We start from the raw sequence: 12642 nt of genomic DNA, 5'->3' as shown, positions 1-12642 counted from the left end.
CCCTACACATGTCAACTTGTACCACTTCTGCTATCCATCATAAAAGACAGCATTCCGCATATATTTTCATTGAACTCTTAAGGAACAAGAAAGGAGAACATCTTATGACTTCTGCTGGACAGGATTCGGCAAAAAAAACAAACATCCCCCAGCCCATCCGAAGCGATGGCACAGGGGGATTAGATAAAGGCCCCCGCGATGTTATGCGGGATCTTGAGAATCCGGATATGTTCGTTCCTCCGGTGACTGATGCGGGCCTGGTTCCCAATTTGAAATTTTCTTTCTCCGATGCGCATATGCAGCTTAATCATGGTGGCTGGTCCAGAGAAGTAACCGTCAGAGAACTCCCTATCGCAACTACACTGGCAGGTGTGAATATGAGCCTGACCCCCGGTGGAGTACGAGAGCTTCACTGGCATCAGCAATCGGAATGGTCTTATATGCTGTTAGGCCGCGCTCGGATTACTGCTGTGGACCAGAATGGGCGGAACTTTATAGCAGATGTAGGACCTGGTGATCTATGGTATTTTCCGCCGGGTATTCCTCACTCTATACAAGGTCTTGAAGAAGGCTGTGAATTTCTCCTTGTCTTCGACGACGGAAGCTTCTCTGATCTGAATACCTTGTCTATTTCCGATTGGTTCGCCCATACGCCCAAAGAGGTACTTTCAGCTAACTTTGGAATACCTGCCGAGGCCTTTGACTCCATCCCCACTGAACAAGTCTATATTTATCAGGATCAAGTTCCCGGCTCATTACAAAGCCAAAAGGTGCAATCGCCATACGGAGAAATTCCACAGAGCTTCAAACATTCGCTATTGGCACAGCCTCCATTGAAGACTCCTGGCGGGAGCGTCAGAATCGTTGACTCCAGCAACTTTCCGATCTCCAAGACCGTGGCTGCTGCACTGGTAGAGATTGAACCTGGAGGAATGAGAGAACTCCACTGGCACCCCAACAACGATGAGTGGCAATATTATCTTACCGGAAAAGGACGGATGACTGTGTTTGCCGGAAACGGTGCGGCACGTACCTTTAATTACAGGGCTGGCGATGTTGGGTATGTTCCTTTTGCATTTGGACATTATATTCAGAACACAGGAGAAGAATCGTTGTGGTTCCTCGAAATGTTCAAAAGTGACCGTTTTGCCGACGTCTCTCTGAACCAATGGATGGCTCTCACTCCCCATGAATTGGTTCAAAGTAATTTGAACGTTGGGCCCGAAGTGACCGATGCCTTACGGAAAGTGAAATGGCCAGTGGTGAAATACCCTAAGTTAAAAGAATAGGTTACTTCCTCCCTTTGCTTATTCACCAGTCTCCGCAAAATGTTTGATTCTATCTCCAATCTGGTCACGCACACGCTGGAACACTGCCCACTTCTCTTCATCCGTCCCTTGCGCTTTTGCCGGATCATCGAAGCCCCAGTGTTCCCGTTTGACCTTCGGAGGGGTCATTGGACATTTATCCGCAGCATCTCCACATAAGGTAATGACCAGATCCGCGTTGTTCAGCAGATTAGCATCAATAATATCCGAGGTCTGGCCCGTGATATCTATGCCTACTTCGCTCATGGCTTGTACAGCTTTTGGATTTAGACCGTGAGCTTCAATACCTGCACTGTACACGCTCCATTCTTTTCCTAGATATTGCTTAGCCCAGCCTTCAGCCATCTGACTTCTGCAGGAATTCCCTGTACATAAAAAATAAATTGTTTTCTTGTTCATCTTGATCTTCCCCTATTCAAATTAGTTAATTAACAACCACATATAAAGACCTAAAAGCGTAATAAATAACGTTGGAATGGTTAAAATAATACCTGTCTTAAAATACGTTCCCCAAGAAATCTTCACGCCTTTAGCCGAAAGTACATGCAGCCACAGCAGTGTGGCGAGTGAGCCAATCGGAGTGATCTTCGGTCCTAAGTCCGAACCTATAACATTCGCATATATTAAAGCCTCTCTAATGATTCCAGTGGTATGCGTTGCATCAATGGCAAGCGCGTCAATCAGAACGGTAGGCAGATTATTCATCAGCGATGAGATCAATGCCGCTATGAAGCCCATACCCATCGTTGCGGCAAATAAGCCCTGATCAGCAATAGACCCAATCATCTTAGCAAGTAAATCCGTCAGCCCAACATTTCGAAGTCCATATACTACGACATACATTCCAATGGAAAAGAACACAATCGCCCAAGGCGCTCCTGTAATCACTTCTTTCACCTTGACGTAAGGGCTTCTTCTCGCGAGAAGCAGGAACAAAATAGCTATAATCCCCGCAACCACAGATACCGGAATACCCAAAAATTCGCTGACAAAATACCCTACCAAAAGAACAACCAATACAATCCATGACAGCTGGAACATTTTTTTGTCTTTAATCGCCTCATGCGGATCTTTTAGCTGTGAATCGTTAAAGTGCTTGGGAATACTTTTGCGAAAAAAGAAATAGAGCACCACGATGCTCGCCACAAGTGAAAACAGCGTAGGTATAATCATCTTGCCTGCATACTCCATAAACGTAATCCCGAAAAAATCCGCCGATACGATATTGACCAGATTGCTGACCACGAGCGGCAGTGAGGTGGTATCGGCAATAAAACCGCTGGCGATAATAAACGGAAATACTTTTTTCTCATCAAAATGCAGCGCCCTTACCATCGCAAGCACAATAGGCGTAAGAATCAGAGCCGCTCCATCATTCGCAAAAAATGCAGACACTAACGCGCCAAGAACAATGACATACACAAACATTCGTCTGCCATTCCCGCGGGCAGCCCGTGCCATATGTAAAGCAGCCCATTCAAAAAATCCGATTCGATCCAGAATTAAAGAAATCAGAATAATAGCCACAAACGCTAAAGTAGCATTCCACACGATCTGCGTTACATCCAGAACATCATTAAAGCTGACTACCCCAGCTAGCAAAGCTATGATCGCGCCACCGCAGGCTGACCATCCAATCGATAAATTCCGGGGCTGCCAGATTACAAGGATTAAAGTTACTAAAAATATAAGGATAGCTACAATAGCCAAAGTGCCATCCCCCTTTTACTGCCAATCCACATCTTTTTCAACACTCCTATATAAGCATGTGACTTCAATCCAACATCATTATATAACTATATGGTTATATTTAAATCAAAAAAATCCTTACCTGAAATTTAGTCGCAGCATGGCTCTTTAGCCTCTTTATTCAGTTCAGCCAATATCGATTTGGTACTAGGCATCTGTTGAAGAACAGCCTTAAGATGTGGTTTATCCTCGACATTTAACGAATAATGTACCCACTGTCCCCGCTTGCTTTCCCTAACGATTCCTCTACTTTTCAATTTCCGTAAATGCTGGCTAATCGCCGGCTGGGAAATGTCAAAGATATCAACGAATTCACACACGCACCATTCCCGCTCTTTCAGAAGAGAAAGCATTGCCAATCGGGTCTTATCTCCGAATAGCTTCAAGTCTTCAGCAATTTCCGTTATTGTCTGCATTCCTTCTCTCCTCCTTTCGAAAGTATATAAGCTAATACTTATATTCTAGTGAACTTACCAGTGGGAAGCAAGAGTTAATTTTTAGCGGGCTACCGTCCACTCATGCTCCAACATACTGAACATCAAAGAATCCCGCCACCCATCTTTAATAAGTAAAGCATCCCTTAATCTTCCTTCATAGGTCATACCTATCTTGGTGAGCACCTTGGATGATCCACTATTCCTAGGGTCACAGGTCGCGTATATTCGATGTAGTTGCAGTTCTTCAAAACCGAACTTTAACATCCGTTTGGCCGCTGCTGTAGCGACTCCCTGTCCCCAGGCATCAGGATGGACAATATAGCCGATTTCACCGCTTCTGTCCGTATGGCTTCTAATGTTTAATTCAATCATGCCGATCAAATGTTCAGTTCCTACTGCAACTATGGCTTGCGCGAACCGAGTTCTGGGAACTTTTTGAGAGTCTTCTAGTGCTTGGTTCACAAATGAATGAGTTTGATCAGCAGTATTTGGACCCCAAGCTTGAAAACGACACACCCGCTCCTGTGAACAATACGCATGGACATCATTCCAGTCCGTAAACTTCAATTCGCGTAAATAGATAGGACTTCGCTCTAGCATCATCATCCCCCTCAAAGTTTGCCTTAAGCTTCAGCTCATTAACTATTCATAGGGTTGAGAGATAGGGATCGAGACGATAAACTGGGTTCCTACCCCAACCCTGCTCTCCACTTCTATTTTACAATCATGCATTTTTAGAATTTTTAAAACAATGGATAATCCAAGTCCATTCCCTTTATGAACGCTGCTCCGCGCTTTATCCACCATATAAAAACGATCAAAAATGCGTGGCAATGCTTCCTCTGGTATGCCTTGACCAGAATCTTTAATAGAAACCTTCACAAACGCTATAGAACGCTCGATTTCGACATGAATGATACCCTCTTGGCTTGTATATTTTATAGCATTATTGATTAGGTTTTGCCAGACTTGATCAAATAAATCTTTATCCACCGTAATTTCGCAGGGCAATAAATCTAATTCTATCTGAATGTTTTTCTGTGCCCATTGTGGCTCCGCCAGAACGATCGCTCTTCTTAACTGTTCATCCAGCTGAAAAGTGGTGAGATTAACCGGATGATGTTCTGAATCCAGCGAGGCTAATCTAAGCAGATTGTCACTTAGGCGGGATAAGCGCAGCGTTTCCTGATAAATAATATCCAGATGCTCTTTTTGCTCTTCTACTGGAACGACACCATCTTGCAGCGCTCTAGTAAACCCTCTAATCGACGTAAGTGGAGACTGCATTTCATGAGAGACATTGCTGACAAAATCATCACGAACTGAATCTATCTTTTGCAGCTCACTAGCCATATGATTAAAGCTTTCCATCAGTTCCCCGAACTCATCTTGATTTTTATGCGTCAATCGTACAGATAAATCGCCTGATGCCATTTTCTTAGCAGCTTCCGTCAGACGTTTGATAGGCTTCACAATGAAACCGGACATCAAGAGAATCAGTAAACTTCCAATGACTAAAACCGTTAGAAGTGTAAAAAATACGTTACGTCTGAATGTGATCAAGCTCGACGAAAAATCAATTTTAATGATTAGCGCAGCTTTATCTTTATCTACGATGGGAATGCCAACAATAGCAACACCAGACTTATCACTAAGCATCACCGCGTCTGAGGAATCTGGCTTAAATAGAGCGGAAACCTTCTCCTTATCCACTGTAAAATCAGCATCACTCCACTCATTCACTCTCACTTTCGCAATATCGACACCATATTTATTGAGTAGTTTAGTAAATGCCTGTGCTTTTTCCGGATCATCGATTAGGTTAAGCACTTTTGCTACGTCTCCAGCTACTCTAATGAAGATATGGTTTGGGGGCACATTATTTTCGGAAAACCGTACATTTAGCAAAAAAGAGATCATTAAGCTGACGATCACAATCCCAATGAACGTAATGACAATACGCAGACGCAGACTTTTTTTCAACATTTAGGCCAACTCCAGACGGTATCCAAGTCCTCTTACCGTAGAAATAATTAGCTCGGGAATCGATTCAAGTCTTTCTCTCAGACGTTTGATATGCACATCTACCGTACGCTCGTCGCCTTCATAATCGACACCCCAAATATTTTCTATGAGCTGAGAACGCGTGAATATTTGCCCTGGCGAACCCGCCAGAGCAAATAACAACTCACATTCCTTTTTCTTCAACTCCACCGTTCTCTGAGCCGCAACAACGGTCAAATTCCCCAGATCAATCATTACTGCGCCTAATTGAATCACACTCGAGGAGGTTAAATGATATCTTTTTAATAGTGATTTTACCCGCAGGACCAATTCTATGGGATCAAACGGTTTGACTAAATAATCATCTGATCCGGCATTAAATCCTCTGACTTTGTCCTTAGATTCTCCTCTAGCTGTAACCATCAGAATTGGAATATCGATATAAGATCGGATATCTTCGGTCAATTCAATACCATCTACATTCGGCATCATTACATCTACAATCGCCAAATCGATCTTTGTATGCGCTAGAATGTCTAATGCCTCTTGACCGTCTGCTGCTTCCACTACGGAAAATTGGTTTTTTTCAAGATATAATCGTATTAATCTACGGATATGAGAATCATCATCCGCCACTAGAATCGTGTTCATCTCTCAATTATCCTCTCCGCTAACCTATTTATTCATATCGTAGAGATTCCATTGGATCCAGTTTGGCAGCCTTAGAGGATGGCATCAAACCGGCGATAATACTAATCAGGGTACTCACAACGATCCCAAATAACACATAATAACCGGATAGATTAATAAGTTTCACTCCAAAAGCATTGTCCAAGAAAATATTTAACACATAACTAATGACAATGGCAAAGAGTACTGCAAAGATACCGCTGAATACACCTAATAAAGCTGATTCAGAAAAGAATATACGCTTAATATCTTTTTTCCTTGCGCCAATTGCCCGAAGAATCCCGATTTCCTTAGTCCGTTCCACTACACTGATATATAGCACAACCAATATCATGATCCCTGATACGAGAAGTGAAATCCCGGCAATACCAGAGAGAACTATAGTAGCCATATTCACATAAGTTGTGATTCGCTCCATGATTTTTGCCGATTGAGAACCTGAGAACCCAGCATCAACAGCGGCTGCATTAATATCATTCACATATTTCATATCGGTTGCAAAAGCATTAACTTGAATTGAACCTATTGTAATCCCCTTGTCAGCATACATTTGCTCCAAAGTCTGCGCTGGAAGATAACCCGTGGGTTGCATTTGCGCTCTTGGATCAGTGCTTTCATAAATACCAGAGATAGTGACTTCTTGTTCCAATGTGACCGGTTTATGCTTAGCATCCATTTCATTAATATATAGATGAATCGACTTCCCTACCAAAGACTCTGGACTGTCGTTTCCGCTTAATTTACTTGCCGTTTTCACGGGTAATAATATCTCTTTGTCCTCTGGAAAAGCCCCTGCGGTAATCGTCTCTTTATCAAAAGCATCCGTTAAGGTAGTTAATTGTGTAAGACTAATCGTCTGATCTGCATAAACCATAGTAGATTTGCCCGAAATGGAAGTGATGGTTTCTACATAATCAACATTTGGAATATTTCGAATGGTTTCAATATCGGCAGCCGTAAACGTTTCGCCCGGCAACATCATTGCCTCTGGACCTTGCATGCCTTTAGCTTCTTCACTGGGTTTAGTTATATCCACGAGTAAAGGATCCATACTTGAATTAATTTCGTCATTCATATAGTTCGTAATTCCATTCCCTAAGGAAAGCATCAACAGTACGCTTAAAATACCAATAGACCCACCCAAAGCTACCAATACATTACGTTTGGCGTTGAGCTTCATATTCTGCAGAGCCATTTTAAAAGATGCAAATAAACTGAGATTTCGGGATGACCCCTCTCCTCCATCGTAACTAATCAAGGAGCGGTCCTTTAACTGAATATCATCTTTAATCCGTCCTTCTTCAACCTTTACGATACGGGTACCAGAGTCGGCTACTTTCTGTGAGTGGGTCACGGTAATGACCAATATCCCTCTTTTGGCTATGCTGTCCAATAAGGCTAAAATTTGATCGCCGGTATCCTTGTCCAAGGCCCCTGTAGGTTCATCTGCCAAAATAATATCAGGATTATTCGCTAGCGCGCGGGCAATGGACACTCTTTGCTTCTGTCCACCGGACAGCTGATTGGGACGTTTTTTCAGGTGCTCTTTCAAGCCTACCTCAGTCAAAATATCTATAGCACGTTTATTGCGGTCCTTCTCACTGGTATCCGTCATCTGCATCGCCACTGTAACATTCTCCAAAACTGACAGATGCGGGATCAGATTGAAATTTTGAAAAACGAAGCCAATATTGTTCTTGCGATAATCATCCATTTCCTTTTCGGTCATCGTGCTTAAATTCTTTCCGCGGACAAGGACCTCGCCCTCATAATCGGAGTCCATTCCCCCAATGATGTTCATCAGTGTGGACTTTCCGCAGCCAGACTCACCTAGAATAGAGACGAATTCACCTGTCTCAAAGCTTAGATTCACATCATGGAGTACTGGCACCTTTTCTTTACCGTACAAAGTATATGATTTCTTTACATGTTTAACTTCTAATATTTTCATTTGTTTCTCTTCCTCTCCTGGTCATGCTCTATATCTCTTTTGATGTTTCATATCCTAACAAATTTGTGTGAACTGATAATGAACTGGATAGCCACATGGAAGAGTCAGAGCTACAGCAGATATTTAGGTTAAGCAATATAAAAAGGCGAATTCACACTCAAAATGAGTGGAACTCGCCTTTTCTATTCGGCTTATTTTCAAAAGAAATTAGTGCATGAGGTAATAAGCTAATCCTCCAACTTGTTTTCCGGCGTAATAAACGATGTCTATAATCACCACTGTTAATACAAATTTCGAGAGCAGCGGATATTTCTTAAATAAAGGCTTTATAGTTTTCTCTATGTACTCCATTCGCGCGCCTCCTTTCTTAAGCTAGTGCTCTTTTTCGGATCAGCCTAATCTGGCCTCTATGATTGATTTCATCCTCAAAAACGTGAAACCACATAAAATAGTAGTTCGCAGGTTTGTTATGCCAGAATTCCTCTTCAGTATATAACCAATTATCATCGACGGTTGCGAATAATTCATAAGTCTTTTGTCTAACTTCATTTAGGCGATCTAAATAATAGCTTAGGTCATTCCCCTTAATATTGGCTCGTCCTTCGTCGCCTAAATTTAATGCTGGTCCCCATCTTGTTAGCTCTTCTTCAGACAAATCTCTTTGCTCAAACGTTGCCACTTGATATGCATATTCTACAGCAGCGTAGTGCAATAATAACGCTCCAATAGAGTTACTCTGAGCATCCAATAAATAATCCAGTTGCTCCACAGTTAGACCCTTAACGGCTTCTAATGTTGCATATCTTGCATAGTTCATCATGGATAAAAGTCGGCTGATTTGCGGCGAGTAACCTGGGATATCTGTAATCAAAAATAGTTGGTTCATGTCAATCATATGGATGTTCCTCCTTGATTTTTTCAGAATAATACATCTAAATACCAGAATGGTTCAGAATTATGAATTACAGGTAATGACGATCAAGATGTCAAAGTGAGGTGCTTAACACCATGAATAAAACTAACAAAACTATGTATTGGGTTGTATGGGCCATTGCTCTAATAGGGATTAATTGTTATGCCCTTCCACTAGCGATGTGGTCCACATTTGCTGGAACAGAGGAAGCTAAATGGCTGTGGATAGCGATTGCCGTTGTTATTTATGTTCTATTAAATGTAGGGATCATTCAGATGTATGTTGCGATCAAGCAAGGAAAATACCGATTTTTTCAGATCGGATTGATCGTCGCCGTTATTCAATTTATTGCAATGATGATCTTAGGTGGCCAATTTGAAGGAGACATATTTCTTCTACTGGGAACCCTCGCTGTCTCCATCACTCTTATGATTGTTCAACTTAGAAAGTCTCCATCCTAACAAGACCTAGTCGTTTACCCTCAACAATAGCCTCGGATCTGGAATGTACACTAAGCTTCTCAAAGATTCTCGTCAGGTTATACTCCACAGTCCTTTGTGACATTAAAAGCTTGCTGGCTATGTCTTTATTGCTTTTTCCACTAGCTACTTCTTGGAGTATTTCCTGTTCTCTTTGATTAATGGACACTTCTTCAAGCAGCCGATTATCCCGGTGATTAGAAATCTTGATATCATTTCTTCGTAGCTGTTTAAGTAAAGACACCGGAATGACCGCCTCATTCCTCAGTGCACAACGAATGGTATTTAACAACTGTTCTCGGGAAGCTGTCTTAGAGATAAATCCTGTGACCCCTGACTCCATCAAAAGATTATAATGAGCACTGATCTCATATCCGGTATAAATCACCACTTTAGATTCAGGATCACGTTGAACGGCTCTTTTGGCGAATTCAAGTCCGCTGATCGTAGGCATGTTGAGATCGCATAAGATCACATCAAATTCTTGTTGCTCCAGCCTATCCAAAGCTTCCATCGCTGACAAAACAAAAGTAACCTCCATATCCGCGTCCTGCTCAATCATAGTTTTGGTTCCTTCTCCGACTGAAGGATGATCATCAACCAACAAGATACGTATCATCGTCATCGCCTCCTCTGTGCTTTTCTTCTACAAAAGCCATTGTCGGTAAATAAATAATAACCTCCAGTCCCTTCCCTTTCTCCGAGTTAAAAGTGCATTGCCCCTCTAAGCTCGCAACACGTTCTTTGATGCCGGACAGGCCCATATGCTGAAAAGATTCCCTGATATCAACTATATTCATGCCAATCCCATCATCCTTATATCGGAAATAGAGATGCTCTTGCTGGTCCAGCTCAATTTCAATCTGATTCGCCTTGGCATGTTTCCCGGCATTCCGCAGGAGCTCCTGTACTATTCGATACAACGCAATCACCAGATCATCACTTAGCTCACCAATCGGACTGGATGTAAAGGTGATCATGTAGTTAGACTGCAGCTGGGCATACTCAAACAATAGTTCCAGTGCCTTCACAATTCCGGTCTCTCTTAGCAGCGGCGGACGCAGTTCATTGCAGGTCTCCCTAATCTGATATATCACATCCAGAAGTCCCTCTTTAATCTGAAGCAGCTCTGGCAAAATATCCGCGTCAATATCATGATCGGAGATCAGTGTTTCCAGCCTGCGAAGCCAAATGAGCTGATCCTGAAGAGCAGAATCATGTAAATCCGCCGCCAGCTTTCTGCGTTCTTTCTCTGATAAGTTAAAGATCAGGCGTAGAACCCATGGTGCTGCATGCAGCTCTTTTTTCATCTCTGCTTCAAGGTCTTCAATCAAGCCTTCAATAAGATATAAATTCTCATAGACAATACTCGCATAATTTGCGAGGGTATTTAACCAGTTAAGCTCATCCGAATTAAGCTTTGTATGGTTCTTCTTATGATCAATCCAGAGGAGATGAAATTTTTTTTGGTGACGTCCGATTACGAGTAAGATCCCCTGTTTGAGTTGAACTACTTCTCCTACCTTAAAAACTGGAGATTTCGATACAAATTCTATGTTGATCTCTTGGCCCGAATTGTCGACTATTTGTTCGAGGTTACTCATATCCTCATCTCTCTCAAAAAAAGCAGACCGACTAACCGGTAAAATCTCATTGATTTCCTTGTAAATTGCAGCCTCCAAATCAGACCGCTTCATCACCTTGGAGATTTGCTTCGAGAATCGCTCCAGACTACCTTGATAATGATAAAGCTCACGGAACAGTTTAGGCCGGAAATAATAATCTATTTTCTCCTTAAAGAATAAAAAAATTGTAATAGATAAATATACAACCAAAAACATCTGAATCCATTTGATCCAATCATACTCTTGCCTGCTCTGAATGATCGCAAGTACGGCTACAATCATTAGCGCCGGAAAAAAAGCAATTAATAAATAATATTTAAACCGATTAAAAGCGAAATCAATATCAAATAGTTGCCTAGCCGTCAGCAGATAAAAATAAGTAACTGGCATCAAAAACAAAAAGATCGTAGTAATTTCGTAAGGAATCAAGTTGACCCCAACAGCAATGGGTGCAGCTGAGAAGAGAACAAAAGGTGTAAACGCAAGGATTTGTCCGGTAAGCATAATTTTAAACATCGATTTAAGCGCTGTGCTTCGATAAGTAATGTATAAATGTAGCAGCTTAAATATGCTGTAAAAAATCCCGAAAACAAAGAACCCAATAATAATTAACCTTATAAAGGAATACAAGGATCTATCCCATGAGTAAACCATTAGACTGGAGGTGGAAAATAGGCTTAATAAAATAACCAGGCCGTAGTATATTTTGATTACAGTAGTAGATAAAACTAACACACCAAATCGTTTCAGATATACTTGGAGAAAGTGAATAAAAACCAGTGGAATTAAAGGCAACACGCAACCCATCGCGATTCTACCTATAAGATCAGATCTACTTGAAGCATATCCCGCAAAGTAAGTTATTCCGACTAATAAAAAGAATGAAATCAGCAGCTCTGCTGAGCGCTCCCCGCTTCTCCTGCGGTATAATAGAAGGCTTAACACTGCCAAAAAAACAAATGTCGCTCCAGGGACTACAAGCTGGGTAAACGTATGATATATGGAGGATTTATTCTCAATATCATAATGCAAAGCAAGTGGAGCACCCCCCTTGGAGTTACGAAGAAGGTCAACGGATTGAACCTGAGTTAAGCTTCCATATCTAACAGCTTCGTCCACTTTGTCAATCGGTTTCCCATTAACCCGTAATAAGATATCCCCTTCCCTTAAATTCTGTTTATACCCTTCGCTAAAAACGTCTGCCTCAGCAATATAATATTGCCCTCGTTCATTCTGCTCCAGACCAACGCCAAGCAAGATATTAGAGTGAATGACCCCCACAAAATGAATAATAAGAAAAGCAAAAATGCAAAGTAACCCTGATATGAATAACTGGCGGAGTTTTACTGTCATTTCAAATCCCCCGAACGAACAAAATTATACATATCTCTATTCTTAGTTGGTATTCCCCTACCATTTTATATGAATCACACAGGAAATTATATACTTTTATGCATGATATTCCT

The 12642-nt window shown here is 41.7% G+C and carries 13 protein-coding genes; 2 read left to right on the top strand and 11 right to left on the bottom strand.

Annotated elements, in window-relative coordinates:
• Positions 1 to 104: 104 nt before the first annotated feature.
• Positions 105 to 1289: an oxalate decarboxylase family bicupin gene (locus tag MHH49_RS13380; RefSeq protein WP_076099960.1), complete on the top strand. Its 1185-nt coding sequence runs from the start codon at positions 105 to 107 to the stop codon at positions 1287 to 1289.
• A gap of 18 nt (positions 1290 to 1307) precedes the next feature.
• On the opposite strand, the gene arsC is transcribed toward MHH49_RS13380, so the two are convergent.
• The 9 genes from arsC to MHH49_RS13335 form a co-directional block, all read right to left on the bottom strand.
• Positions 1308 to 1727: an arsenate reductase (thioredoxin) gene (arsC, locus tag MHH49_RS13375; RefSeq protein WP_036680313.1), complete on the bottom strand. Its 420-nt coding sequence runs from the start codon at positions 1725 to 1727 to the stop codon at positions 1308 to 1310.
• 21 nt (positions 1728 to 1748) lie between these two features.
• Complete coding sequence (locus MHH49_RS13370) at positions 1749 to 3038, bottom strand: arsenic transporter (RefSeq protein WP_036680316.1); 1290 nt, start codon at positions 3036 to 3038, stop codon at positions 1749 to 1751.
• A gap of 128 nt (positions 3039 to 3166) precedes the next feature.
• Complete coding sequence (locus tag MHH49_RS13365) at positions 3167 to 3493, bottom strand: ArsR/SmtB family transcription factor (protein WP_076099962.1); 327 nt, start codon at positions 3491 to 3493, stop codon at positions 3167 to 3169.
• Between the two features lie 81 nt (positions 3494 to 3574).
• Positions 3575 to 4120, bottom strand: a complete 546-nt coding sequence (locus tag MHH49_RS13360) for a GNAT family N-acetyltransferase (RefSeq protein WP_305953525.1) — start codon at positions 4118 to 4120, stop codon at positions 3575 to 3577.
• Positions 4121 to 4156: 36 nt separating this feature from the next.
• Positions 4157 to 5500, bottom strand: coding sequence for a sensor histidine kinase (locus MHH49_RS13355; protein WP_081382531.1), 1344 nt, complete (start codon positions 5498 to 5500; stop codon positions 4157 to 4159).
• Complete coding sequence (locus MHH49_RS13350; protein WP_038573388.1) at positions 5501 to 6169, bottom strand: response regulator transcription factor; 669 nt, start codon at positions 6167 to 6169, stop codon at positions 5501 to 5503.
• A gap of 28 nt (positions 6170 to 6197) precedes the next feature.
• Entirely contained in the window at positions 6198 to 8159 is a 1962-nt protein-coding gene (locus tag MHH49_RS13345; protein WP_076099963.1) for an ABC transporter ATP-binding protein/permease, read from the bottom strand.
• A 207-nt stretch (positions 8160 to 8366) separates the two neighbouring features.
• On the bottom strand, positions 8367 to 8510 hold the full coding sequence (locus MHH49_RS13340) for a hypothetical protein (protein ID WP_178420318.1): 144 nt from the start codon (positions 8508 to 8510) through the stop codon (positions 8367 to 8369).
• Between the two features lie 16 nt (positions 8511 to 8526).
• Positions 8527 to 9045 (bottom strand): DinB family protein, encoded by a 519-nt coding sequence (locus MHH49_RS13335; protein ID WP_076099979.1) that lies wholly within the window; start codon positions 9043 to 9045, stop codon positions 8527 to 8529.
• A gap of 122 nt (positions 9046 to 9167) precedes the next feature.
• Here MHH49_RS13335 and MHH49_RS13330 point away from each other — a divergent pair, with 122 nt between their 5' ends.
• Entirely contained in the window at positions 9168 to 9533 is a 366-nt protein-coding gene (locus MHH49_RS13330; RefSeq protein WP_076099965.1) for a hypothetical protein, read from the top strand.
• On the opposite strand, the gene MHH49_RS13325 is transcribed toward MHH49_RS13330, so the two are convergent.
• Positions 9514 to 10170 carry a response regulator transcription factor gene (locus tag MHH49_RS13325; protein WP_038573390.1) on the bottom strand — a complete coding sequence of 219 codons (657 nt, stop codon included), beginning with the start codon at positions 10168 to 10170 and terminating at the stop codon, positions 9514 to 9516. The two genes, MHH49_RS13330 and MHH49_RS13325, sit on opposite strands and share 20 nt — an antisense overlap.
• Complete coding sequence (locus MHH49_RS13320) at positions 10148 to 12529, bottom strand: ATP-binding protein (protein ID WP_076099967.1); 2382 nt, start codon at positions 12527 to 12529, stop codon at positions 10148 to 10150. Before MHH49_RS13320 ends, MHH49_RS13325 begins: the two co-directional genes overlap by 23 nt.
• Positions 12530 to 12642: the final 113 nt, after the last annotated feature.

Source organism: Paenibacillus sp. FSL F4-0122, from assembly GCF_038002845.1.
GTDB lineage: Bacteria > Bacillota > Bacilli > Paenibacillales > Paenibacillaceae > Paenibacillus_AQ > Paenibacillus_AQ odorifer.
Note: the sequence above shows the minus strand (reverse complement) of the source record. Positions and strands in the feature narration are given on the sequence as shown.